Below are 24653 nucleotides of genomic sequence, written 5' to 3' on the forward strand. Positions count from 1 at the left end.
GTAAACCGACGCATAAAAAAAATACCTCATCCTATCATAGCGAAACAGGAGCTTCTCCAGCTTTAATGGAAAAGGCTATACCTGCTAAAAATAAATCACAAGACAAATCTTCTCGTCGTTATCCAAAGCACATTATCAAAGCCTCACAGTATGGTATTCACCCTAGAATGATCAATAAAAATGCCCTTACGGTGGTGCAAAAACTACAACGTAATGGTTATGAGGCCTATGTCGTAGGTGGTTGTTTGCGGGATTTGTTGCTCGATAAAAAACCAAAAGATTTTGATGTTGCCACCAATGCCCGTCCTGAACAAATTCAAGCGATTTTTCAACGCCAATGCCGTTTGATCGGGAGACGTTTCCGTTTGGCACACGTTTTATTTGGACGTGATATTATTGAAGTGGCAACTTTTCGCGCTAGCCATTCTGAGCATAATAACGAACGCCAATCCAAACAAAGTGGTGAAGGAATGTTGTTACGTGATAATGTGTACGGCACGCTAGAACAAGATGCAGAACGCCGTGATTTTAGTGTAAATGCCCTTTATTACAATCCGCAAGATAACACTTTGCGTGATTTCTACCACGGTATTGAAGATATCAACGCAGGCAAATTGCGTTTAATTGGTGATCCCGTCATTCGTTATCAAGAAGATCCCGTGCGTATGCTACGCGCCATTCGCTTTATGGCAAAATTAGATATGTTTTTGGAAAAACCAACCGAAGCCCCAATCAAGCAAATGGCACACCTATTGCGCAATATTCCGCCTGCTCGCTTATATGATGAAGTACAAAAATTATTGCAAACAGGTAATGGCGTAAAAACCTATCATTTGCTACGTCAATACGGTTTGTTTGAACAGCTTTTCCCAACGCTAATACCTTATTTCACGGAAAAACACGATAGCTTTGCAGAGCGAATGATTTTGACTGCGCTCACTTCAACAGATGAACGTATTGCTGACAAACTACGCATTAATCCCGCCTTTTTGTTTGCTTGTTTCTTCTGGTATCCATTAAGAGAAAAAGTAGAAGTGCTGAAAAACGAGGGCGGCTTAAATAATCACGATGCCTATGCTTTAGCCAGTAATGATGTGCTCGATCAGTTTGCAATAAGTCTTGCCGCACCGCGCCGCCATACTGGGGTGATTCGTGATATTTGGTTCTTACAATTACAACTACTAAAACGTAATGGCAACGCGCCAATGCGTGTAATGACACACTCCAAATTCCGTGCCGCCTTTGATTTGCTCGCAATGCGCGCACAAGTGGAGGGAGGCGAATCCATTGAGCTCGCAGCTTGGTGGCACGAATACCAATTTAGTAATGAAGAACAGCGTAACGCCTTGATGAAAAGCTATCAAAAACTTCACCCAACGCCAAAGAAAAAACGTTATCGCCCAAGAAAACGTAAAACGCAGAAAGAGTCAACCGTACAATGAAACAAGTTTATATCGCTTTAGGCAGCAATTTAGCCACCCCTGTGCAACAACTAGAAAATGCACTACAAGCGTTACAGCAACTGCCCCATTCGCAACTGCTGGCAGTTAGCCATTTTTATCAAAGTAAGCCACTCGGGCCACAGGATCAGCCTGATTATGTCAATGCGGTCGCTTGCTTAGCTACTGCATTAGCACCATTAGATTTGCTCGATCAATTACAACGTATTGAGCAAGAACAAGGGCGTGTGCGCCTGCGCCGTTGGGGCGAACGCACGTTAGATTTGGATATTCTGCTTTACGGTGATCAAATTATTCAGTCTGAACGCTTAACCGTTCCCCATTATGATATGCAAAATCGGGAATTTGTTATCGTACCATTGTATGATATTGCGCCTAACTTAACCTTGCCCGACGGCAAAAACGTGGTGGATTTAGTACAACAATTTCACCATCACGAAATGAAAATTCTGCAAAAAAGCTCCGCACTTGAATAGTTAGGATATTCCCTATTAACAGGATCGAATAATGGCAAAAAAACTCACGATTAAAGATATTGCTACCTTGGCCGGCGTAGGAAAATCAACGGTTTCCCGCGTGTTAAACCAAGATAGTAAAGTGAGTGCAGAAACCCGAGCGAAAATTCAAGCCATTATTCAAGCAAACAACTTTACCCCTTCACAATCCGCGCGGGCAATGCGTGGGCAAGGTAATCCAATGATTGGCATTATCGTCACGCGTTTAAGTTCCAATGCGGAAAACCAAGCCCTTTCAGCAATGCTGCCCCTACTCTACGCAGCAAATTGCGAGCCGATTATTGTAGAAAGTCAAATGGAAATGCACCGTCTGCAAGAACATCTCAAGTTCTTTCAGCAACGTCGTGTTGATGGCGTAATTTTATTTGCGTTTTCAGGACTGGAAGAACAAGATCTGCAAGGTTGGCAAAAAAATTTAGTGGTCATCGCACGCCACTACCCGAAATTTTCTTGCGTATACTATGACGAACAACGTGCCGTCACCTTGTTGCTAGAAAAACTGCTTCAACAAGGTCATCAAAAAATTGCTTATCTTGGTGTACAAGAAAGTGATATGACCACGGGTTACTTGCGTTACCAAGCCTATCTTAGGTTTTGCCAAACCCATCAGCTTTCGCCTTATGCGGTGCTAGGTGAATTGAGCTATGACAGTGCTTATCAATTAGCAAGTGCGGTAGATTTTTCACAAGTTTCTGCCATAGTCTGTGCTACCGATACACTAGCAATAGGGGTTGTAAAATGGTTACAAGAAAACAATACCACAAACATTGCTGTGGCTGGTATTGGTAACAATCCTCTACTACGCTTTTTATTTCCCGAAATTCTAAGCATAGATCTCGGTTTTACCATCGCAGGAAAACAGGCGATTGCACAGTTATTTAATTTGTTGAACAAAGGAAAAATTGAAGTCAATTGTATTGAGTGTAAATTGGTCAATAATCATTCATTTAATAATGATCATTAACACATTAACAATTGAAGCGTTTTATCATATATCTACTGGGTAATTTTTATCAGCCACCGGTACTGCTTAGAATTCCCCCCCCAATTTCTTTAAATTTCTCCACAAGTGCCACAAGTTTTTGAAATGCCATTTACTTTTTGGTGTGGTATTTGGGCTTTAGTAGGCTAAGTTTTGGCAAAATGTCGTTTAACTCGGTGCCATTTTCGCTGGCGTATTCGTGTTTTAACGAGGTTTTTGGGTAGCATCTACTAGCTTCTTCGTTAAGCACTTCGCTGGCTATCCGTTCTTCCACCTTTTCCTGTTGTACTTCCCTAGTATAGCTGAAAACCTGCCCAATCATAGTTACTTTAATGAAAAGAACCTGTCAAGGACTATTATTTTAATGAATCACTACAACATACTGCTTAAAATCCCAGCCGTCTACTGAACCGCGGACATCATTAGCAATCTGCCAGATTCGGCGTTGGAGTTCGGCGCGTTGTTAGGTTTGGGTCATTATTTAATACCTTAATTTAAAATTTAAGTTGGGCTATGTGCAATGGCTTGTGGCAATGCACAGCCTTTGTAGCTTTTGTTGCCATAGCGAATCTTGGCGGTGAAGGGATACGCTTTGCCTTGTTCGATGCATTTTTGGGTGCGGATGTTTAACACAACCTCTTTGCCTTGCACATTGCCATAAAATTCTACACCACGGGCATAGGCTAAACGCCGTGCCTCAATCTGACTAACCGGTAAATCGCCTTCTAGTGATAAGGTGTTGCCGTTTTCCTCTGCATTGCCAACTACTACAGCACGCCAAGGGGCTGGGCTATTGCCAAAGGCGGTAAAGGATTTGACCGGGCCATCATAGGCTTTGGTGGCGATTTCGGTTTGCGTGGCGGTGGGTGCGGTGGTAGCCGAAATAGTGGGCGATGATGGTGTTGATGGACTGGCTGTTTGGCTAGGTGCGTTGTGATAACAAGCGCTTAGGCATAAAGTGATAGCAGTTAAGATAAGGGGTTTCATCGATTTTCCTCCAAGTGATTATCTGCAAGATGCACCAACTTGTGATGAGATGGTGGGGATTGTAGCAAGTCGGGTTAAGTTTAAAATTGTTATTCATCTATATGAAAATAAAGGCATAATATCGTTATCATTATAATAGCATTTTTAAATACCAACAATGTATACATCGCTAGCAAATGTAACACTATATTAATAACATTGATCATTTCTGAAATTAGACAAGGCAAATAATAAGAAAATATAACGACATTGTTCGACAATTTTCCCCTTTTGTTAAAGGGTAGGATTCTTTCTGTATGGTCTCACTGTATGGTCTCAAAATACTATACAGATTATCCTCCTCTCCCAAACCTCTTTCGCCACACTCGTGGGCTAAGCTGGTGTTTGTGTTTAAAATGCTGGCGAAAGGCGGTGTCAGAGTGAAAGCCAATTTGTTGGGCAATTTGCTCAATGCTTAAGTCGGTGCTTTCTAATAATTCTCGTCCTCGTTGTAGCCGAGTTTCAATCAGCCATTGTGTGAACGCCATTCCTGTCGCTTGACGAAAATGACGCGTAAAGGTGCTACGGCTCATATTTAGACGCGTGGCAAGGGTATCTATATGATAATTTTCTGCCAAATGTTGTTGTATTTCAGCCAGCAATTGATTGATGTTTTCACTGGCTGATACGCGGGCTACTGGGCGTTCAATGAATTGTGCTTGTCCGCCTTCACGGTGGGGTGAAACCACGAGCATTCGAGCAATTTGGTTGGCGATTTTCACGCCATATTGACGGCGAACAATCGCCAAACAGCAATCTAGCCCAGCCGCCGTGCCAGCAGAGGTCATCACATTGCCATCTTCTACATAAATGGCTTGAATATCCAGACGCACTTGAGGGAAACGCTGCCTGAAATCCGCTTCACCAAGCCAATGGGTCGTGGCTTTTTTGCCGTTTAAAATGCCACTATATGCCAACGGATAAGCGCCATAACACAAGCCAACCATCAAGGCACCACGCTGATAGGCTACCTGAAAAGCTTGCTGCATTGCCAAGCTAGGGGCTTCGGCCACATTGTGCCAGCCAAAATGGATAATAATATCCGCCGTTTCCAATAAGCTTAAATCCCCCTCTGCGGGTACATAAATCCCGCCTTCGCCATAACAACTTGTTTTATCTTCGGCAATAATTTTTAGTTCAAATAAGGGTTTTTCAGCGATTTTCATTGAAAATACCATATTCGGAATTGCAAATTGAAAGGGGCTAAAATTTGGGTGCAACACCAAAGCTACGCTTGGAATGGGCATCGGATATTCCTTTTTATGTCAATGCCATAAAAGTGCGGTGGTTTTTTGTCAAATTGAGCCAATTTTTATGATTTTTGACAAATAAGTCAATATTTTTGTTTTGTTGGGCAGGGCATAATATCGTTTCTATTTTGAACACAGAGGAACTATTATGTCTTTTAAAAAAATCATCTTTTCAGCAATCATCAGCACAGCGCTTGCCACACAAGCCTATGCTGCTGATGTCTATCAACATATTCGTAACGCCACTGCCAAAGTGGATTACGCTGGCGAAACTTTTTTAATTGACCCGATGTTGGGAAAAAAAGGGGCGTATGAAGGCTTTGCGCAAACGCTCAATAGCCAGCTTCGCAACCCATTGATTGAACTACCAATGCCTGCTAAAGAAGCTTGGAAAGGCGTGGATGCGGTGGTAGTAACCCACACTCATCTAGACCATTGGGATCCTGCGGCGCAAAAATTATTGCCTAAAAACCTACCCATCATTGTGCAAAATGAAGCTGATGCCAAACTGATTCGCGAACAAGGCTTTAAAGATGTACGCGTCATCGGCGAAAGCACCACCATCGGTAAAGTAACCCTACACAAAGCAGGCGGTGCACACGGTACGCCAGAGATGTATGCCGTAGCACCTTTAGGCAAACTATTGGGTGATGCAATGGGCGTGGTGTTTACAGCCCCACAACATAAAACCCTGTATGTGATGGGCGATACTTTATGGACGGCTGATGTGAATAAAGCGTTAATCAACCACAATCCAGAAGTATTGGTGATGAATACAGGTTCAGCACGCACGAATGCCTTCCCAAATGACGGCATTATTATGGGTAAAGAAGATGTTGCTCACGCCTATCAGGCAGCCCCTAATGCCAAAATCATCACGGTGCATATGGACGCAGTTAATCACGGTGCGGTCAGCCGCCACGATATGCGCGAGTATGTGAAACAGCATCAATTTGGCGACCGCGTCAGCGTGCCAAATGATGGCGAGAAGATAGCGTTTTAATCGTTAGCTTTGATAAAAACCGTCTGAATTTTGGACGGTTTTTTGCTATTAGAAATTGACTTTCAGGCAGTCTGAAAACTACGCCATTGACTATGCATATCGATAACAAAATGACTTAGCACTCACCGCCTTAATTACTTATCACCTCTCCTATTTTTGCGCAGATGGTAAGCTATTAAACACCGACTCCACAAACCGCTCTGGGCTAATTAGCTGATTGGTATAGACGCTGTCCCACTGTGCGATGGGTTTGCTGGCTTGGATTTGAGCGAGGGTTTTGCCTTGTGCTTTTTGTTTTTGCACTGCATCACGCACTGAAACCAGCATATTTAGATACTCTTTTAAGCCAGCTTGATTGGTGGTTTTGCCGTGTCCTGCAATAATTTTTGTCTGTTCATCTGCCAAAGCAATCCCGCGCTGCACACCCTCAATCATTCCATTGATGCCACCACCTGCATTTACATCAATGTAGGGATAACGCTCATTAAACAAAATATCGCCCATATGAATCACATTGGATTTAGGCAGATAGACCAGCACATCTGATTGGCTGTGGGCATTAGGAATATACTCTAGCAATATCGGCTCTTGTGCGTCGTGCAGGGTAAATTTGTCGCTAAAAGTTAAAGTTGGCAACGGTGGTGGGCGTGTTGGTTGAAGTGCCTGTGATGTTGTCGCTGGTGTGGTGGATAAACCGAAAATCGCTGGAAAATAAAGGGATGTAGGTTTTTCAGGCTGCCTGAAAGTTATTTTGCAAAATTCTCAAACAAAAACACCGCTTGAAAATCAAATTCAAACGGTGTTTATAAATTAACTGACTTTTACTTCCACCCAAGCCCTTTTGATGATTTCTTGACTGGCTTGTAATGCTAAAAATGCCAAAATAAACGCCACAATTAAATCAGGATATTTTGATTGAAAAAAATAAACTGCTATGCCAGCCAAAATCACCGCCACATTACCAATCGCATCATTGCGAGAACATACCCATACACTTCGGACATTACTGTCGCCATCACGGAATTTTAATAATATCAACAATGCCGACACATTCACCAATAACGCCAAAAATCCCACAATACTCATTTCGCTATAACTGGGAATTTCCCCATAAAACGCACGATAAATGGTTGTAATTAAAATAAATAAGCCAAAAACGCCCATCGTTAGTCCCTTAACCATAGATGCTTTGGCACGGTAACTTAATGCCATTGGCAAAACAATCAAACTTATCAAATAATTGGCACTATCGCCCAAGAAATCCAAGCTGTCCGACAACAGCGAAGTTGAACCCGATTTAATCCCCATTACAATTTCCACAAAGAACATTGATAAATTTAATATCAAGGCAATCCACAAGGCTTTTTTGTACTTGGGTGATTGATGAATGGGCTGATTTGAACTGCAACAACTTTGGCACGCCATAACAAACTCCGAAAGATGATTGAAATTTGCTATAATATAAACTCCGTAGTTATTACAGAGTCAAGTACAATGTCAAAAATTTTTCAAATTAAACAAGCCAGTGAACAAACAGGCGTGCATTTAGAAACCATTCGTTATTATGAAAAACAAGGCTTAATCAAGCCAACTTTTCAAGCTAATGGCTACCGAGTTTTTGATGAAAATCAGCTAGAACAATTACGCTTTATTAAAACTTGTCGCAATATCGGTTTTTCTTTAAATGACATTCAGGTCTTATTGACATTTCAAACAACTCCCAATCATCAATGTGATGATGTTGATGAATTAACCCAAAAACATTTATCACATATCAACGAACAAATTAAGCAATTACAAGAAGTTAAATCATTTTTGGAACAAATTATTGGTTGTCAAAATAAAGAAATTGAAAATTGTCAAATCATTAAAAGTATTAAAGATAAAGGATAATGTTTTTCAGGCAGCCTGAAAGTTCATTTTTGCAAAATTTCCACACAAAAACACCGCTTGAATTGCTCCAAACGGTGTTTTAAACAAATATTTAAGGGGCTGTACTAGATAACTAGGATAAATTCTGCTTTACTAATTATTTTAAAATAGAAAACTGAACTTTTATCTCGCTGTTATTGAAACGCCACTCGCACTCTTTCAAATACAGCTCAAAATGCTCTTTAGGTATGCCATTAAACTTACGCAAATGCCGTTTCACTTGATTCCAAAAGTTCTCAATTCCGTTAATGTGATTTTGTTTTTCACCAAAATGGGTACGGTGATTAATCCGATAATGGGCAAATTCACTCACATCAAGTACGTCATAACTGCGGTAGCAATCGGTGTAAACAATACTGTCCGGCTTAACCTGTTCACGAATAATTGGCAACAAAGTAGCAGTTTGAGTGTTCGGTACGGAAACTGTATAAACCTTGCCGTTTCGTTTCAAAAGCCCAAATACTGCGATCTTTGCTACTGCCCCACGACCGCGTCTGCCTTTTCTGTGTCCGCCAAAATAGCTTTCATCGACTTCAACCTCACCATCAAACATTTCTAGATGTGAACTATTTTGAAAGATGAGTAAACCTAAACAATGAAAATAATAAGCTGCGGTGTTTTTGTTTACATCAACTCATTCTGCTGCTGTACGGGCAGTTACACCTGCTACGAAAAGTTCAATGAGTTTATTTTGTTTGTACTGACTTAGACGACTTTTTCTCATAAGGGAAATTCTAACCTAAAGTTTAATTCCCTTGTTATCTAGGACAGCCCCTTTTAATTTCATCTTTTATTACTCCTAAATCATTTTTTAATTATTAAGTTTATTACTCTACAAACTTCACGACTTCTTCAAAATCTTTACGGGCTTTTTTACGGATTTCTTTATCACGGTAACCAAAAGTTACCATCACAGATACCGCCCATTCACTCGGGTCAAACAGACCGCTCTTAGCCAAAATCTCATTCACTTTTTGATAATCAAAGCCTTCAATCGGACAAGAGTCCACCCCAATCATCGCAGCGCCCGTCATCATATTGGCTAATGCTATGTAGGTTTGTTTACTCGCCCAATCAAATAGACTGCGTTCGCTGTCCAAAATGGCTATATCTTGCTCTTGGAATTTTTGATATATCGCTAATGCTTTTGCCTTGGCTTCACTCTCCAGTCCACGGCGAGACATTATTTCAGCAAAATAGGGGCTGTCATAACGGGCATTTTTCTTAGCTAAAATCACCACCAAATGACTGGCGGTTTCCATTGTGGGAATGCCCCAGCAGTAAGGTTTGATTTTTTGGCGAATATCGGCATTTTGCAATACCAAAAACTGCCACGGTTCTGACCCCACCGAACTTGGGCTTAACCGCCCCAGCTCCAAAATGTAGCGAAAATCTTCATCACTGATTTTTTTAGTGCCATCATAAGAGCGAGTAGAAGCTCGATAGTGAAAGGCATTTAACACATCGTCTTTATTAAAAAATTGCATATAAGCTCCAGAAATAAAAATTGGTCTATAAATAACTTAGAAACACACCGCCCAATCTATACAAGCGGTATGTTTTTTCCTTATTTTGCAAATGGTTATGCAAACCCACGCTCATATTGTCTTGGCACAAACTGCATTTCACTGCCATCTACCGCATTTTGCTGATATTGTGCGTTTAGCACCCAGTAAGGATCTCGCAATAAACCGCGTCCGACTGCCACCAAATCCGCATCGTCCACGCCTAACACGTGATCTGCCACCGCAGGATTATCCAGCATCCCAACCGCAATCACAGGCTTGCCTGTTGCCTCTTTCACTTTTCTGGCAAACGCCACCTGATAACCTGCATAAAATTCAGGGTGATTACCCTTATGCAACACGCCATCGCCACCGCCACTCACATCTAGCACATCAGCCCCCGCGTCCGCAAAGCGTTTTGCCACTTGCACGCCGTAATCAATATCAAAGCCGTTTTCGCCATATTCTTGGGCAGAAATTCGCACAATCAGTGGCATATTCTCAGGCATCACCGCACGGGCAGCCTGAATCACCTCCACCCCAAAAAGCGCTTTGTCTTGACCGTATTCATCGGTGCGTTGATTGGATTTTGGTGAATAAAATTGATGAATCAAATAGCCGTGCGCGCCGTGAATTTCAATGGTATCAAAACCAGCATCTACCGCTCTTTTCACTGAATTTTGAAAGGCCTGTACCAAGTCTTTAACTTCTTCGGTGCTTAACTCTTTTGGCGTCACCAAATTCTGCCCAGCATAATCCAATTCACCATAATGAATGGCACTTGGCGCAACCGCATTGGGTTCATCTTGAGCCTTACGCCCAGCGTGAGCAATCTGTACACCGATTTTTGCTCCGTGTTTGTGGACGCTATCGGTCAGTTTTTTAAACGCCGCTTGCTGCTCATCATTCCACAACCCCAAGCAGTGCTGCGTAATCCGACCGTTGGGCGCAACATTGGTCATCTCCACAATAATCAAGCCAACACCGCCGACCGCACGGCTGCTGTAATGCAATAAATGCCAATCATTGGGCACGCCGTCCACCGCTGAATATTGACACATTGGCGGCATCACCACGCGGTTTTTTAGTTCAAGATTTTTGATTTTAAAAGGGGTTAATAGTTTTCTAAACTTTGCCATCACACACTCCTTACAGGTAAGTAAAAATAAGTGACGCTTATGATAAAGCGCCCCTACTATTTATTCAAATCGATTATTTTATATACTGTTATAAGAATGAATGATATTAGAATCCTTGATTTTCGCTTCATTGACTGGGATATATAGCGACTGAGTTACCAAACAAGGCTTGTAAAAAAGTCAATAGCACTAAAATAATAAACATCAGGCTACCTCAAAAAATATATTTCCCTTTTTAATCATCAAACCATTTCCCCATCACGGCAACATACCCCCACACACCACTTGAATTCCATCATTGGCAAATGCTACTATTTGCTAAATTAATTGTATTGATGCTTAGTTATAATAATGACTGATATTAGAACCCTTGACTTCAACCTACTCAAAGCCTTTGTTGTGTTGCTTGACGAATGCAATGTCAGTCGAGCAGCAAAGCGCCTATCCATCACCCAACCTGCGATGAGCGGTATCTTAAACCGCCTACGAGAAAGCTTTGACGACCCCTTGTTCGTGCGAGTACAGCACGGTATGCAGCCAACCGACAGAGCCTTACAGCTTGGACAAAGTGCCAAAAAAATCCTTCAAGAAATCAGTGCAATGCTTCAGCCCCCCGTCTTAAAGCCTGAACATCTCACGATGACTTTACGCATTGCCGCGATGGATTATGTTCAGCAAATCATCGCCTTGCCCCTGATTTTGCGGTTAAGACGGCTTGCCCCAAAAGTCAAAATAGCCCTACTGCCCGTACAAGGACAAAACATCAACAGATTGTTTGAAGAAAATAAAATTGACCTTGCCCTCGTCAGCCAGCAACATCTCTGTGCCAATCTCCCCCAAATGATGCTCTATGAAGAGCGTTATGTCTGCGCGATGAGCAAAACCCACCCTGTTGCCAATCAAACCCTGTCTTTAGAGCAATTTTGTCAATTGCCTTTTGCGATGCTGTCTTATAACGGCGGAGAATTTAGTGGCGCCACTGACCTTGCCCTGCAAAAACTCGGACGGCAACGCAAAGTGATGGTATCCGTCAACCACATTTCCCTACTGCCCCAACTACTGCAAGATTCAGACTTAGTGGCGGTGTTGCCCGAACACCTCGCCCAAACCCTGCCCAATGTTCACCTGCAAGCCCCGCCCATTGAGGTGCAAGGCTTCACAATGATGATGGCGTGGCACGAACGCACCGAGCAAGACATCGCGCATCAATGGTTGAGAGAAGTGTTGGTGGAGATGGTGGGATAAGTTTTTTAACAAGGCTAATGATTTTGTCTAAACAGGATATCTATCTGATTTTTCTATGATTAAACAGTTTGGCTTATTTATCTTTGGCTTGGGTATGAAATCAAATAGCCAATCATTATTGGATTCTGGCGAGCAGAGAACGGACTTGCTTAGCCCTTATCATAAGCATCAATTAACTTGAGACCTTTGCAAAATTCCATTTTACACGAATTTTTACTATACTCGTTCAAGTTTGAAATAAGACTAGGCACGCCGACGAAGACTACAGCAACCAAGCCAACCGTAAGCGCCTGCAAGAAAGAAGCTTAAAAGCAAATTGTAAAATAAAGTAATACATAGGAAATTCTGATTAATCTCTCCAAAATATTAAGAGACAATCAGCATTGCCTAGTAAATAATGCTTATCCTGTAACTTTGCCAATAGGATTTATGATGACTGATAAAAATAAGGATAAATATATCCAAGATAAAAATAAGATTAAATACATTCAAGAACTGGTTGAAAGTTATTTAAATTCTATGTGATACGAAGAGAAATAAAAAGAACATCAATTAAATAATTTCGCTAGAATGGCTAGTTTTTAATGTTAGCTTCATTTGCTAATTTAATGTTAGTTGGCCGAAATGTTTAACGTTATACTTCGGATTTATTCAGTCGCATTCCTCAAATAATATTGTCACTATTATAATGACTTTTTAATGATACATTGAGCTTTCAGGATATGCGCAAGTTTTTGAAATAGCATCAGTTTGGAGACCTTGTCGGCGTATCAAATGATGGCGAAAATATTGCACGGTCCCCCAAATAAGGGGCAGATTAAATTAGCCCCTCTATTTCATTTATAATTACCAGATTACTGTTCGCTAACCTTCTCTTTCAGAAAACGAGTTTCTTCCGTTTCTGGCTCAAGATCGAGTTTTGCCATAAGCAGTTGATCGCCGTCTTCTTCTGGATTTTCGGTAACCAATAATTTATCACCGTAGAAAATGGAGTTTGCACCCGCCATAAAGCACATTGCTTGCATTTCTTCCGACATACCCTGACGTCCTGCGGATAAACGCACATAGCTTTTTGGCATTACAATACGCGCAACGGCGATGGTGCGAACAAACTCTGTCCAATCTAATTCTGCGGCTTCTGCTAATGGCGTACCTTCGACTTTAACTAATTGGTTAATTGGCACAGATTCTGGTTGTGGGTCAAGGTTGGCAAGGCTGGCAATAAAGGCTGCACGCTCTTTGCGAGTTTCGTCCATTCCCACAATCCCTCCACAACATACTTTTAAGCCTGCTTTACGCACTTTGCCAAGTGTGTTTATGCGATCATCAAATTGGCGTGTGCCAATGATTTTTTCGTAATGTTCTGGCGCAGTGTCGATATTATGGTTGTAATAATCTAGTCCGGCTTTTTTCAGATCTTCTGCCATTCCATCTTGCAATAAGCCAAATGTGCCACAAGTTTCTAAGCCAAGATCTTTCACTGCTTTAATGATGGTGGTAATTTTTTCAATGTCTTTTGGTTTTGGTCCACGCCACGCCGCCCCCATACAGAAACGGCTTGCACCACGGGATTTCGCCACCTTCGCCTTTTCTACAATTTCATCAACATCAATCAGTTGCTGATTTTGCACGCCGGTTTGATAACGCGCCGATTGCGGACAATAACCACAATCCTCTGGGCAACCACCTGTTTTAATTGACATTAAGGTGGAAAGTTGGATCGCGCGTGGATTGAAATTCTCACGATGAACCTGTGCAGCACGGTACACAAGCTCTAAAAAAGGCGTTTCAAATAAAGCTTCCACTTTACACACTGACCAGTATTCTAGCGTTGGATGCGGTGTTAAAGAGGGAATTTGAATGTTTGTGGTTGTCATAAATTATCCTTGTTGTAAAAAGTGCGGTCTATTTTAGACTTAAATTTTTAATTCGGGTAATGGTTTATCACTAATCCTACCATTTTCAACCATCAAAAGGCGATCAATTTTTCCTGTTAATTCATCAGGTTGATGCGTCACAATAAGCAAGGTCAAATTTTTCTGCTGGCATAACTTATCCAATAAATACAGCATTTCTTGGCGTAAATGGGGATCAAGGGCGGAAAAAGGTTCATCAAGCAATAAAATGGGTTTATCGCGCAACAGACAACGCGCCAAGGCGACACGTTGTTTTTGTCCACCTGAAAGGGCGTTGGGCAAACGTTCTAAAAAATCCCCTAATCCCACCGCACTTGCGACTTCCGCCACTTGTTTTTTTTCTAACTCGCTAAGATTTAGGCTTGGCTTTAGCCCTAAAGCAATGTTCTGCGCTACCGTCAAATGGGTGAACAAATTATTCTCTTGGAACAACATTGAAACAGGGCGTTGATGGGGTGCGCTAAAGGTGTGATTTTGCCCATCAAGCCAAATCTCCCCTTTGTCCGCCAATTCAAATCCTGCAATAAGGTTGAGCAAGGTACTTTTGCCTGCTCCACTCGCCCCCACAATGGCTGCCCGTTGTCCTGTGGGAATATGCAGCTTAAAGTGCATCGCTTGATTGGGGTAATGAAAATAAGTATCCAGTTTAATCATCGTGTTGCCTAAATCATAAAACGAAAGAATGCGGTAAACATACCAAAATGCAAAGATAAAGTGCGGTGCAATTTTTTCAAATTTTATCTTTGCCCTGCTTTTGTGAACGCTCAATCAGCACAAATAACGCGCCACATAACAATAATAAAAGCAAGGCGGTTACGCTCGCTTCTTGCATACGATATGAGCCTAATTGCTGATAGAGCAAATACGGCAGAGAAATAAAATCTTGATTACCAAATAAAGCAATGGCGGTGAAATCCCCCAAAGATAAAGCACAAGCCAAGGCGAAAGCATATCGCATTGGCGCATTGAGGGCTTGCCATTCCACCCATTTCCAGCGTTGCCAACCTTGCACGCCAAGAGATTGGCAAAGGCGATCATATTGCCTATTTTGATACATTGGCACAGAAAGCGTGCGGATCACAAAAGGCATCGCCAAAATGCCATTACAAAATGCCACAATCAGCAATAAATGCCACGGCTGAAAATCTATTTCTCGTAAACGAATAAACAACCCTAGCGCCACCACCAAGGTGGGGATCGCAAGCACGATCATTCCCATATTGCTAATTAAATTGGCACAATAACGGTGATGTTGCCAAGCTAAACGGCGAGCCAAAAAGAGCAATGCCATTGAAAATAAAATCGCAAATAACGCAGAACATAGGGCGATACTTAAAGAATACCCCAAGGCGCGCCATAACTGGGGATTGACAGCCACTTTCTGCCACGCCTGCCAATCTAAGCCAGCCACTACCATATAAAGTAGCGGAGAAAAGAGAAAAATCAGCACACTGCTCACACAAAAAACTTGCCAAATTTGCACCGCACTTGTTTGTTTTTCTCGCCAAAAATGACGCAAATTAAGCTGGCTCGGATCTTTGCTGTTAAACAAACTGCTGAGCGCAAGCAACAGTACGCAAAACCCACATTGTAATAACGCGAGCATTGCGGCTTTCGCTAAATCAAATTCAAACAAAATCGCTTGATAAATTGCCACTTCTAAGGTGGTGTAAGCTGGCCCGCCGCCAAGGGTTAGCACAATGGCAAAACTGGTGAAGCACAGCATAAAAATTAAAGTAAACGCCGGCAAAAACTGTTGGCGTAAATAAGGTAATTCGATCAAACGGATAAACTGCCAACCGCGAATATTCAGTTGTGAACTGAGCTGCCGTTGCTGATTGGGAATGCTTGAGAGCGCCTGCAAAAATAAACGACTTGCCAGAGGAATATTAAAAAATAAATGGGCGATTAAAATACCACTCAAACCGTAAATATTGGGTTTCCAATCAATCTCAAGAGCGGAAAATAAAGTTGCCAGCCAGCCTGAATGTCCGTAAATTCCAAGCAAGCCTAGCACAGCCACCAAGGCAGGCAACACGAAAGTGAGAGAAAATAATTTTAAAATCAGTGGTTTGCCACGGAAATCTTGGTAAAAAAACGCGCGGGCAAAAAACACGCCAACCAGTACAGATAAAAACGCCGATAAAAAAGCTTGCCCAAAACTAAACGCGATAACGTGGCGCACATAGCTATCTTGCCAAAGTGTCGTCCATTGATGATCATTGCCAAGATTTAACACCGCACTTAAGGCAAACAGATAAAATGCACCTAACAGCAAAATCACACTAATTCCCCCAGCCATTGAAGACAGGGGGAATTTTTGCAAGTTACGGCGAATTATTTTGTTAAGCTGGCTTGCCAAGTGTTCGTCCATTGTTTTAATTGTTCTGCATTGACGCCACTACCCAAGGTGGTTTTGCTTTGCTGCGCTTGTTTTAAGGCATCAAAGTGCGGTTCAATTTTTTCATCAATCACGGCAAACATCACATTTTTTTGTGAAATTTGGCTTTGTGCCTGTGGTGAGATCAAAAATTGCATAAAGGCATCTGCACAAGCATTCGGGTGATTTGCCATTCGTGCAGCGGTTTCAATTTGTAACACTTGCCCTTCAGCAAAATCTGTGGCGGCGTAATTGGCATCTTTATCATTTAATAAGTGATAAAGCGGTGACGTGTTATAGCTAAATACTAAATCCGCTTCGCCTTTTAAAAATGCGCCATAGGTTTCCGACCAACCTTTGCCCACGGTAACAGTATGGCTAGCCAGTTTTTTCCACGCAGCGCCCACATCATCACCATAAACTTCATTCATTAAGATCACTAACCCACGTCCTACGCCACTGGTGCGCGGATCTTGGTAAATGACGCGAAGTTGTTGGTTATCCACTAATTCTTTTAGGTTTTTTGGTGGATTTGGTAATTTTTCTTTATGATAAACAAAGGCATAAGCGCCAAAATCATAAGGTAAGAATACCTTGTCTTGCCACTTCACTGGCAAAGACAGTTGTTCCGTTGGCACGTTATTTTCAGCAAATAATTGTGTTTTTCTTGCTTCATCAAGCATTGTTTGATCTAAGCCTAGCACAATATCTGCTTTACTTTTTTTCCCTTCAAGGCGAATGCGGTTAAACATCACGCCAGTACTATCAAAAGGCACATAATTTACCCGACATTGCGGGTGGGTCTGCTCAAACAATGCTTTCACTTTGGGACCTGCGCCCCAATCTGCGCTAAAGCTATCATAAGTGTAAACTTGCACATTTTCAGGGCTTTGTGCCGCCACAAGGTGAGTACTAAAAAGTGCGGTAAGAAAAGTAAGAGAAAAAGATTTTTTGAATTGCATAGTGTTTCCTTCCATAAAAAACGACCAGCAATATTGACGCAAACAGCAAAGAAATTAGTTTCCTACGTCAGTATTAACTGTATCAGGTTCACGGGTATGATCTCAGCTATCAAGCACCCCGACTAATCTGAGCTTTTAGCTCGGCTTTCAGTGTAGTAATTTTCCGTTGCTAATGCAATCTATGTGTTTAAAAATTATCAAAATTTCTTTATAGTTAGCAATAAGTTAATTATTCATAAGGATAGGCTATGGTATTTTCTGTTCCCCACCTTGACGATACCTTGCAAGCACTGGCAGCGAGTTTAATTCAACATTACCCCGAACACTACAATGAAGAAATTTACACGCAACTTGCTATGCAGAAAAATGATCCCACAAGTTCCATTGGCAAGTTGGCGCAAGGCATTGCAATGTCTGATTTTGTGGCAGAAACCTTAAAAAAACAACCGCACTTTTTGCACCAATGCTGGCAGCAGATCCCAACCTTAGAAGATTGGGACTATTATCGTCAAGCCTTGCGTGATTTGCTTGAAAGCGTCAATGATGATGCACAACTGTATCGCCAGCTGCGTCTTTTTCGCCACCGTGAAATGGCGAAACTTAGCCTGTGCCAAAGCCTAAATCTTGCTACAGTAGAAGAGATCTTTATTCGCCTTTCTCAACTGGCAGAAACCATTATTATTGCCACACGGGATTGGCTTTATCAGCGCGCTTGTGCGGAAATGGGAACGCCAATGGACGCGCACGGCAACCCGCAACAACTTTATATTTTAGGAATGGGGAAATTAGGTGGATTTGAGCTAAATTTTTCTTCTGATATTGATCTCATTTTCACCTACCCTGCCAATGGGGAAACCCAAGGAGCAAGGCGTTCGATTGAAAATAGCGTGTTTTTCACTCGTCTTGGACAGCGCCTTATCAACGCCCTTGATCAATATACCCCCGATGGTTTTGTGTATCGCACGGATATGCGTCTGCGCCCTTTTGGTGAAGCGGGTGCATTAGCGCTGAGCTTTACCGCGATGGAACAATATTATCAAGAACAAGGGCGAGATTGGGAACGCTATGCGATGATTAAGGGGCGAATTTTAGGTGCTGATCCGCAAGATCTGAATGTGAAAAACTTGCAAAATTTGCTCCGCCCTTTTGTTTATCGCCGCTATATTGACTTCAGTGTGATTCAAGCGCTACGCGAAATGAAAGGCAAAATTGAGCGAGAAGTGCGCCGCCGTGGTTTAGTGGATAACATCAAACTTGGCGCAGGGGGAATTCGTGAAATTGAATTTATCGTACAAGTTTTCCAACTTATTCGAGGTGGACGTGAAATCTGCTTACAGCAACATTCTCTGCTTAATCTCTTGCCAGAATTAGAAAAATTAGACTTGCTTAGCCAAAATGAAAAACAAGATTTGCAGCAGGCCTATGTATTTTTACGCCGTATAGAAAATGTGTTGCAAGCCATTGATGATAAACAAACACAGCTTTTACCTGAAAAAGATCTAGATCGTCAACGTCTTATCTTTGCCATACAACGTTACACTCAATGGGACGATGAAAGACAACCTGTTGTAATGGAAAATAAAGTAACCAGCTGGGCTGATTTTTATGCCTTATTAGAATCTCAGCAAAACAAAGTGCGGTCAGTTTTTTCGCAATTAATTGGTGAGGAAAATCTCACTTCCATACAAGAAAATAGTCAATGGGATGATCTTTTAGAACCCGATCTCAATGATGAAAACATTCAGCTCATTTTGCAACAAAACGGTATAAAACTAACCGAAAACACACCGCACTTACAACGGCTAACTCAATTCTGTAATGAACTACCTCGCCGTGCTATTGGTACAAGAGGGCGTGGTGTATTGGTAAAATTAATACCTATGCTACTTGCACAAATTTTCCAGCATCAAGCCTGTGAAACCTTACTACCAAGAATGTTAGATATTGTAGATAAAATTCTTACACGCACCACTTATTTGGAATTATTAGTAGAAAATCCGCAAGTGCTAAATCAGCTCATTGAGCTATGTTCTCAATCGCAACTGATAGCACAACAAGTAGCACGCCACCCGATTTTGCTTGATGAATTGTTAGATCGTAACGCGTTACTAAATCCTACACATTTCAGCGAATATGCCAACGAACTAAAGCAATATCTGCTCCGTTTACCGCAAGATGATGAAGAACAATTCATTGATGCACTGCGCCAATTTAAACAAAGTACCTTGTTACGCGTGGCGGCGGCAGATATTCTAGGGGTATTACCTGTAATGAAAGTGAGCGACCACCTTACTTATTTAGCTGAAGCTATTATCGAAGCCGTAGTTAATTTAGCTTGGCAACAGATTTCTACTCGCTTTGGCGTGCCTGAATTTCTTGCACCTAATGAAAAAGGCTTTTTAGTGATTGGTTATGGCAAACTGGGGGGCATTGAGCTGGGCTATAAATCGGATTTGGATTTAGTATTCTTATTTGACGGCAGCCGAACAGGACAAACCCAAGGTGGCAAAAAAGCGATTGATAGCAATCAGTTTTATCTTAAACTGGCCCAAAAAATCATCAGCATTTTTAGTATGAATACCAGCGCTGGTGTACTTTATGATGTGGATATTCGCCTACGCCCTTCTGGCGATGCAGGCTTGCTTGGCTGTTCATTAAGTGCTTTTGAAAATTACCAGCTGAATGAAGCTTGGACGTGGGAAAAACAAGCCTTGGTTCGTAGTCGCGCGGTTTATGGCGATCCAGCCCTGCGCCAACGCTTTGAGCAGATTCGCCACAAGGTGCTGGCTGCACCACGAGATCTTGTGCAACTCAAGGAAGATGTGAAAGCAATGCGCGAGAAAATGTATCAACATCTTGCCAATAGCAATCCTGATGAATTTAACATTAAAACCGATAAAGGCGGAATTACGGATATTGAATTTATCGCGCAATATTTGATGCTAGCTTATGCCCCACAATATCCCAACTTAACCACTTGGTCGGATAACGTGCGGATTTTTGAATCAATGGCAGATATCAAAAATGTGGAAAATCAAAGTATAAAAAACAAAAGTGCAGTGATAATAAGTTGTGACGTTTCTAAACAATTAAAAAATGCCTACACCAGCCTGCGCAACCGTATTCATCAGTTAAATTTACTTGGTATGCCAGCAGTGGTAAGCAAACAAGAATTTCAAGCAGAACGGAAGTTTATTGAAGAAATTTGGCTCGAGTTATTCAACAAATAATTTTGCATAAATTTTATCGAAAATGTGATTATTTACTTTTAATTACAAGGCGATCGCTATATCATTAACACTTATTTTTATAGGTTAATTGTTCAACCAATTTGTTAGGGAGAAAACCAAAGCTAGTGGAAAATCCAGTTCAAACCAAGCCGATTATTGAGCTTCGTTCTTTAACCAAATCTTATGGCGATAAAACGATTATTAATGGTTTAAATCTTACCATTAACAATGGCGAATTTTTGACAATTTTAGGGCCTTCAGGCTGTGGTAAAACCACTGTTTTACGCTTGATTGCAGGATTAGAAGATCCTAACGGCGGTAAGATTATTCTGGATGGTCAGGATATTACTGACGTACCAGCAGAACGCCGTTTTGTGAATACGGTATTCCAAAGTTATGCTCTGTTCCCGCATATGACGATTTTTGAAAACGTGGCTTTCGGTTTGCGTATGCAGAAAGTGCCAAATGCGGAAATTAAACCGCGTGTAATGGAAGCCTTGCGTATGGTTCGTTTGGAAGAAATGGCAGATCGCAAACCAAATCAGCTTTCTGGTGGTCAGCAACAACGTATTGCCATTGCAAGAGCGGTGGTAAATAAGCCAAAAGTGCTGTTATTAGACGAATCGCTTTCTGCATTGGATTATAAATTGCGTAAAGAAATGCAAAATGAACTGAAAGCCTTGCAACGCCAATTAGGCATTACCTTTATTTTCGTTACCCACGATCAAGAAGAAGCCTTAACAATGTCTGATCGTATTATCGTGATGAATAAAGGTAACATTGAGCAAGATGGTACACCACGCGAAATTTACGAAGAGCCGAAGAATTTATTCGTGGCGCGTTTCATTGGCGAAATTAATGTTTTCAACGCCAAAGTGATTGAACGCGTAAGCGAAAAAACCGTAAAAGCTAATGTAGAAGGACGTATTTGTGAAATCTATACGGATTTACTGGTTCAACCTGATCAGCATTTGAAAGTGCTTTTACGCCCTGAAGATATTGTGATTGAAGAATTAGACGAAAACGAACAATCCAAGGCGATTATCGGACACGTTTCTGATCGTAACTATAAAGGTATGACGTTGGAATCGAGCATTATTCTTGATCATAACAATATGAAAGTGTTAGTTAGCGAATTCTTCAATGAAGATGATCCACACATTGATCACTCCGTAGGACAAAAAGTTGCCCTAACTTGGCACGAAGGCTGGGAGGTTGTGTTAGACGATGAAGACAGCTAATTCTGGATTTCAAAAAATCACCATTACTACCATTTTTGCGTGGTTAATTTTCTTTGTACTTGCACCAAACTTATTAGTGCTTGCGGTGAGTTTTTTAACCCGTGATAGCAGTGATTTTTATGCCTTACCATTTACCATTGAGAACTATACACGGCTATTTGAACCGCTTTATGCACAAGTGGTGTGGAATTCTCTTTATATGTCAGGCATTGCGACCATTATTTGTTTAATCATTGGCTACCCTTTTGCCTTTATGATTAGCAAAATTAAAGAAAAATATCGCCCGATTTTGCTCTTTTTAGTGGTATTGCCATTCTGGACGAACTCACTAATTCGTATTTATGGAATGAAAATTTTCCTTGGTGTAAAAGGGATTTTAAACAGTACCTTGCTTACACTTGGCATTATCAATGAGCCAATTCGTATTCTTAATACGGAAGCGGCGGTGATTATTGGTTTAGTCTATCTGTTATTGCCATTTATGATTTTGCCATTATACGCTGCTATCGAAAAATTAGATTACCGTTTATTAGAAGCGGCTAAAGATTTAGGTGCGAACAGTTTCCAACGCTTTGTGAAGGTAATTATTCCACTCACAATGCCGGGCATTATTGCGGGCTGTTTATTAGTGTTATTACCGGCAATGGGAATGTTCTATGTGGCAGACTTGCTCGGCGGAGCGAAAGTATTGCTTGTGGGTAACGTGATTAAGAGCGAATTCTTGATTTCGCGTAACTGGCCATTTGGTTCTGCAATTAGTATCGGTTTGACCATTTTAATGGCATTACTCATCTTTGTTTATTACAAAGCAAGTAAATTAATGAATAAGAAAATGGAGTTGGAATAATGAGTCGTTTACTGCGTAATGTATTTATGTTGGTGGTGTACGCTTATTTGTATATCCCAATTATCATTTTGGTAACCAATTCGTTTAACGCTGATCGCTACGGCTTAAGCTGGAAAGGCTTTAGCTGGAATTGGTATGAGCGTTTATTTAATAATGACACCCTAATCCAAGCCGCGTTTCACTCTGTGACTATTGCCTTTTTTGCGGCAACTCTTGCAACCATTGTAGGTGGATTAACAGCAATTGCGTTATATCGCTATCGTTTCCGCGGTAAACAGGCTGTAAGCGGAATGTTATTTATCGTTATGATGTCGCCTGATATTGTAATGGCAGTGTCTTTTCTCGCATTATTTATGATCGTAGGAATTTCGCTTGGGTTTTGGTCATTATTATTAGCGCATATTACTTTCTGTTTGCCTTATGTAGTAGTAACCGTGTTCTCTCGCCTGAAAGGATTTGACGCTAAAATGCTTGAAGCGGCGAAAGATTTAGGCGCAAGTGAAGTGACCATTTTGCGTAAAATCATTTTGCCACTTGCACTTCCTGCGATTGTTTCAGGCTGGTTATTGAGCTTTACCATTTCCCTTGATGATGTGGTGGTATCTTCTTTTGTAAGTGGCGTAAGCTACGAAATTTTACCACTGAAAATTTTCTCATTGGTAAAAACAGGGGTAACGCCAGAAGTGAATGCCCTTGCCACCATTATGATTATCTTCTCGCTTGCTTTAGTGATATTAAGCCAAGTTGTGGCGAAAAAAGATAAATAGCCCAAAAGGTAAAATAATACTTCACAAATAAGAATAGACAAAATAGAATACGCCTTGACGCTGTCAGGGCGTTTTTTATTCATATTTTGTTTAAACAAAATATACCACTAACCCTCTTAACAGGAGAATGATAGAAATGAAAAAATTTGCAGGTCTTTTCACAGCCGGAATGATCGCAGTTACTTTAACAGCTTGTAATGATAAAGAAACAAAGAATGCGGACACTAAAGCACCAGCTAACGACACCGTATATCTTTACACTTGGACAGAATATGTTCCAGATGGTCTATTAGACGAATTTACCAAAGAAACTGGCATCAAAGTCATTGTTTCAAGCCTTGAGTCTAACGAAACAATGTACGCTAAATTAAAAACACAAGGTGAAGCTGGCGGTTACGATGTTATCGCACCTTCAAACTACTTTGTGTCAAAAATGGCACGTGAAGGCATGTTAATGCCATTAGATCACAGCAAATTACCTGTTATTAAAGAATTAAACCCAGATTGGTTAGACAAACCTTACGATAAAGGTAACAAATATTCTTTACCACAATTATTAGGCGCACCAGGTATTGCTTATAACACCAATGATTACAAAGGTTCTGACTTCACCTCTTGGGGGGATTTATGGAAACCTGAATTCGCAGGTAAAGTACAATTACTTGATGATGCGCGTGAAGTGTTCAACATTGCCCTATTAAAATTAGGTCAAGATCCAAATACTCAAGATCCAGCGATCATCAAACAAGCCTATGAAGAGTTATTGAAATTGCGTCCAAACGTGCTTTCATTCAATTCTGATAATCCAGCCAATTCATTTATTTCTGGTGAAGTCAATATAGGTCAGCTATGGAATGGTTCTGTACGTATTGCGAAAAAAGAAAATGCACCTTTAGATATGGTATTCCCGAAAGAAGGCCCGGTGCTTTGGGTTGATACACTTGCGATTCCCGCAACATCTAAAAATCCAGATGGTGCGCATAAACTCATTAACTATATGTTAGGTGCGAAAACTGCTGCGAAGTTAACGGAAGAAATCGGCTACCCAACATCAAATGTTGAAGCATTAAAATTACTTCCAGATGAGATCACTAAAGATCCTGCTATCTACCCAACTGCTGAAATACTACAAAACAGCCACTGGCAAGATGATGTAGGTGATGCAGTTCAATACTACGAAGAGTATTACCAAAAACTAAAAGCAGCGAAATAATTCACTACCGATGAGAACTGCACAAAAGTGCGGTTCTTTT

22 protein-coding genes, 2 pseudogenes and 1 riboswitch are annotated in these 24653 nt (G+C 41.2%); of the genes and pseudogenes, 12 read left to right on the top strand and 12 right to left on the bottom strand.

Going from position 1 to position 24653, the window contains the following annotated elements:
- Positions 1-65: 65 nt before the first annotated feature.
- From pcnB to treR, 3 genes are read left to right on the top strand one after another with little or no spacing between them, the layout of a single operon-like run.
- Positions 66-1442, top strand: coding sequence for a polynucleotide adenylyltransferase PcnB (gene pcnB, locus L5B71_RS02610; protein ID WP_265756835.1), 1377 nt, complete (start codon positions 66-68; stop codon positions 1440-1442).
- A complete protein-coding gene (folK, locus tag L5B71_RS02615) occupies positions 1439-1936 on the top strand; it encodes a 2-amino-4-hydroxy-6-hydroxymethyldihydropteridine diphosphokinase (RefSeq protein WP_265756836.1) in 498 nt (165 codons plus the stop codon). Before pcnB ends, folK begins: the two co-directional genes overlap by 4 nt.
- A gap of 31 nt (positions 1937-1967) precedes the next feature.
- A complete protein-coding gene (gene treR / locus L5B71_RS02620) occupies positions 1968-2939 on the top strand; it encodes a trehalose operon repressor TreR (RefSeq protein ID WP_265756837.1) in 972 nt (323 codons plus the stop codon).
- A gap of 391 nt (positions 2940-3330) precedes the next feature.
- Here treR and L5B71_RS10610 read toward each other — a convergent pair.
- The 3 genes and pseudogenes from L5B71_RS10610 to L5B71_RS02630 all read right to left on the bottom strand — a co-directional run.
- A pseudogene (locus L5B71_RS10610) lies at positions 3331-3396 on the bottom strand (type I restriction-modification system subunit M N-terminal domain-containing protein); the annotation flags it as partial.
- Positions 3397-3458: 62 nt separating this feature from the next.
- Complete coding sequence (locus L5B71_RS02625) at positions 3459-3944, bottom strand: hypothetical protein (RefSeq protein WP_265756838.1); 486 nt, start codon at positions 3942-3944, stop codon at positions 3459-3461.
- Positions 3945-4276: 332 nt separating this feature from the next.
- Positions 4277-5230 (bottom strand): GlxA family transcriptional regulator, encoded by a 954-nt coding sequence (locus L5B71_RS02630; protein ID WP_265756839.1) that lies wholly within the window; start codon positions 5228-5230, stop codon positions 4277-4279.
- Positions 5231-5381: 151 nt separating this feature from the next.
- Here L5B71_RS02630 and L5B71_RS02635 point away from each other — a divergent pair, with 151 nt between their 5' ends.
- A complete protein-coding gene (locus L5B71_RS02635; RefSeq protein ID WP_265756840.1) occupies positions 5382-6236 on the top strand; it encodes an MBL fold metallo-hydrolase in 855 nt (284 codons plus the stop codon).
- A gap of 150 nt (positions 6237-6386) precedes the next feature.
- Here the strand turns inward: L5B71_RS02635 and L5B71_RS02640 are convergent, their stop codons facing one another.
- Both L5B71_RS02640 and L5B71_RS02645 read right to left on the bottom strand, forming a co-directional pair.
- Positions 6387-6815, bottom strand: a complete 429-nt coding sequence (locus L5B71_RS02640; protein ID WP_265756841.1) for a hypothetical protein — start codon at positions 6813-6815, stop codon at positions 6387-6389.
- 231 nt (positions 6816-7046) lie between these two features.
- Positions 7047-7661, bottom strand: a complete 615-nt coding sequence (locus L5B71_RS02645; RefSeq protein WP_265756842.1) for a cation diffusion facilitator family transporter — start codon at positions 7659-7661, stop codon at positions 7047-7049.
- A 69-nt stretch (positions 7662-7730) separates the two neighbouring features.
- On the opposite strand from L5B71_RS02645, the gene L5B71_RS02650 reads away from it, so the two are divergent.
- On the top strand, positions 7731-8129 hold the full coding sequence (locus L5B71_RS02650) for a MerR family transcriptional regulator (protein WP_013746097.1): 399 nt from the start codon (positions 7731-7733) through the stop codon (positions 8127-8129).
- Between the two features lie 136 nt (positions 8130-8265).
- Here L5B71_RS02650 and L5B71_RS02655 read toward each other — a convergent pair.
- The 3 genes and pseudogenes from L5B71_RS02655 to L5B71_RS02665 all read right to left on the bottom strand — a co-directional run bounded on the left by L5B71_RS02655 (position 8266) and on the right by L5B71_RS02665 (position 10812).
- Positions 8266-8892, bottom strand: a pseudogene (locus L5B71_RS02655) (IS1595 family transposase).
- 103 nt (positions 8893-8995) lie between these two features.
- A complete protein-coding gene (locus L5B71_RS02660) occupies positions 8996-9655 on the bottom strand; it encodes an NAD(P)H-dependent oxidoreductase (protein WP_265756843.1) in 660 nt (219 codons plus the stop codon).
- 95 nt (positions 9656-9750) lie between these two features.
- On the bottom strand, positions 9751-10812 hold the full coding sequence (locus L5B71_RS02665) for an NADH:flavin oxidoreductase/NADH oxidase (RefSeq protein WP_265756844.1): 1062 nt from the start codon (positions 10810-10812) through the stop codon (positions 9751-9753).
- Positions 10813-11163: 351 nt separating this feature from the next.
- Here L5B71_RS02665 and L5B71_RS02670 point away from each other — a divergent pair, with 351 nt between their 5' ends.
- Positions 11164-12057 (top strand): LysR family transcriptional regulator, encoded by an 894-nt coding sequence (locus L5B71_RS02670; protein ID WP_265756845.1) that lies wholly within the window; start codon positions 11164-11166, stop codon positions 12055-12057.
- A 55-nt stretch (positions 12058-12112) separates the two neighbouring features.
- On the top strand, positions 12113-12238 hold the full coding sequence (locus tag L5B71_RS02675) for a hypothetical protein (protein WP_265756846.1): 126 nt from the start codon (positions 12113-12115) through the stop codon (positions 12236-12238).
- Positions 12239-12911: 673 nt separating this feature from the next.
- Here L5B71_RS02675 and bioB read toward each other — a convergent pair.
- The 4 genes from bioB to thiB all read right to left on the bottom strand — a co-directional run bounded on the left by bioB (position 12912) and on the right by thiB (position 17315).
- Positions 12912-13934, bottom strand: coding sequence for a biotin synthase BioB (gene bioB / locus L5B71_RS02680; RefSeq protein WP_265756847.1), 1023 nt, complete (start codon positions 13932-13934; stop codon positions 12912-12914).
- Between the two features lie 39 nt (positions 13935-13973).
- On the bottom strand, positions 13974-14627 hold the full coding sequence (gene thiQ, locus L5B71_RS02685) for a thiamine ABC transporter ATP-binding protein (protein WP_265756848.1): 654 nt from the start codon (positions 14625-14627) through the stop codon (positions 13974-13976).
- 76 nt (positions 14628-14703) lie between these two features.
- Positions 14704-16275 carry a thiamine/thiamine pyrophosphate ABC transporter permease ThiP gene (gene thiP / locus L5B71_RS02690; protein WP_265757775.1) on the bottom strand — a complete coding sequence of 524 codons (1572 nt, stop codon included), beginning with the start codon at positions 16273-16275 and terminating at the stop codon, positions 14704-14706.
- Positions 16276-16310: 35 nt separating this feature from the next.
- Entirely contained in the window at positions 16311-17315 is a 1005-nt protein-coding gene (gene thiB, locus L5B71_RS02695; RefSeq protein WP_265756849.1) for a thiamine ABC transporter substrate binding subunit, read from the bottom strand.
- Between the two features lie 42 nt (positions 17316-17357).
- Positions 17358-17446, bottom strand: a riboswitch (TPP riboswitch).
- Positions 17447-17563: 117 nt separating this feature from the next.
- Between thiB and glnE the strand changes: the two genes are divergently transcribed.
- The 5 genes from glnE to L5B71_RS02720 all read left to right on the top strand — a co-directional run bounded on the left by glnE (position 17564) and on the right by L5B71_RS02720 (position 24613).
- Positions 17564-20545 (top strand): bifunctional [glutamate--ammonia ligase]-adenylyl-L-tyrosine phosphorylase/[glutamate--ammonia-ligase] adenylyltransferase, encoded by a 2982-nt coding sequence (gene glnE / locus L5B71_RS02700; protein ID WP_265756850.1) that lies wholly within the window; start codon positions 17564-17566, stop codon positions 20543-20545.
- Positions 20546-20670: 125 nt separating this feature from the next.
- The gene (potA, locus tag L5B71_RS02705; RefSeq protein ID WP_265756851.1) at positions 20671-21786 is read left to right on the top strand and encodes a spermidine/putrescine ABC transporter ATP-binding protein PotA; all 1116 of its coding nucleotides are present in this window, start codon (positions 20671-20673) and stop codon (positions 21784-21786) included.
- On the top strand, positions 21773-22633 hold the full coding sequence (gene potB, locus L5B71_RS02710) for a spermidine/putrescine ABC transporter permease PotB (RefSeq protein WP_103855555.1): 861 nt from the start codon (positions 21773-21775) through the stop codon (positions 22631-22633). Before potA ends, potB begins: the two co-directional genes overlap by 14 nt.
- A complete protein-coding gene (potC, locus tag L5B71_RS02715) occupies positions 22633-23400 on the top strand; it encodes a spermidine/putrescine ABC transporter permease PotC (protein WP_265756852.1) in 768 nt (255 codons plus the stop codon). The genes potB and potC overlap by 1 nt, the downstream gene beginning before the upstream one ends.
- A gap of 136 nt (positions 23401-23536) precedes the next feature.
- Positions 23537-24613 carry an extracellular solute-binding protein gene (locus tag L5B71_RS02720; protein ID WP_265756853.1) on the top strand — a complete coding sequence of 359 codons (1077 nt, stop codon included), beginning with the start codon at positions 23537-23539 and terminating at the stop codon, positions 24611-24613.
- Positions 24614-24653 lie beyond the last annotated feature (40 nt).

Source organism: Avibacterium sp. 21-586, assembly GCF_026226775.1.
In the GTDB taxonomy this organism is placed as follows: domain Bacteria; phylum Pseudomonadota; class Gammaproteobacteria; order Enterobacterales; family Pasteurellaceae; genus Avibacterium.

Coding starts and splice junctions, on each gene's coding strand:
- pcnB (WP_265756835.1), top strand. CDS start 66: ATGGAAAAGGCTATACCTGCTAAAAATAAATCACAAGACAAATCTTCT.
- folK (WP_265756836.1), top strand. CDS start 1,439: ATGAAACAAGTTTATATCGCTTTAGGCAGCAATTTAGCCACCCCTGTG.
- treR (WP_265756837.1), top strand. CDS start 1,968: ATGGCAAAAAAACTCACGATTAAAGATATTGCTACCTTGGCCGGCGTA.
- L5B71_RS02625 (WP_265756838.1), bottom strand. CDS start 3,944: ATGAAACCCCTTATCTTAACTGCTATCACTTTATGCCTAAGCGCTTGT.
- L5B71_RS02630 (WP_265756839.1), bottom strand. CDS start 5,230: ATGCCCATTCCAAGCGTAGCTTTGGTGTTGCACCCAAATTTTAGCCCC.
- L5B71_RS02635 (WP_265756840.1), top strand. CDS start 5,382: ATGTCTTTTAAAAAAATCATCTTTTCAGCAATCATCAGCACAGCGCTT.
- L5B71_RS02645 (WP_265756842.1), bottom strand. CDS start 7,661: ATGGCGTGCCAAAGTTGTTGCAGTTCAAATCAGCCCATTCATCAATCA.
- L5B71_RS02650 (WP_013746097.1), top strand. CDS start 7,731: ATGTCAAAAATTTTTCAAATTAAACAAGCCAGTGAACAAACAGGCGTG.
- L5B71_RS02660 (WP_265756843.1), bottom strand. CDS start 9,655: ATGCAATTTTTTAATAAAGACGATGTGTTAAATGCCTTTCACTATCGA.
- L5B71_RS02665 (WP_265756844.1), bottom strand. CDS start 10,812: ATGGCAAAGTTTAGAAAACTATTAACCCCTTTTAAAATCAAAAATCTT.
- L5B71_RS02670 (WP_265756845.1), top strand. CDS start 11,164: ATGACTGATATTAGAACCCTTGACTTCAACCTACTCAAAGCCTTTGTT.
- L5B71_RS02675 (WP_265756846.1), top strand. CDS start 12,113: ATGATTAAACAGTTTGGCTTATTTATCTTTGGCTTGGGTATGAAATCA.
- bioB (WP_265756847.1), bottom strand. CDS start 13,934: ATGACAACCACAAACATTCAAATTCCCTCTTTAACACCGCATCCAACG.
- thiQ (WP_265756848.1), bottom strand. CDS start 14,627: ATGATTAAACTGGATACTTATTTTCATTACCCCAATCAAGCGATGCAC.
- thiP (WP_265757775.1), bottom strand. CDS start 16,275: ATGGCTGGGGGAATTAGTGTGATTTTGCTGTTAGGTGCATTTTATCTG.
- thiB (WP_265756849.1), bottom strand. CDS start 17,315: ATGCAATTCAAAAAATCTTTTTCTCTTACTTTTCTTACCGCACTTTTT.
- glnE (WP_265756850.1), top strand. CDS start 17,564: ATGGTATTTTCTGTTCCCCACCTTGACGATACCTTGCAAGCACTGGCA.
- potB (WP_103855555.1), top strand. CDS start 21,773: ATGAAGACAGCTAATTCTGGATTTCAAAAAATCACCATTACTACCATT.
- potC (WP_265756852.1), top strand. CDS start 22,633: ATGAGTCGTTTACTGCGTAATGTATTTATGTTGGTGGTGTACGCTTAT.
- L5B71_RS02720 (WP_265756853.1), top strand. CDS start 23,537: ATGAAAAAATTTGCAGGTCTTTTCACAGCCGGAATGATCGCAGTTACT.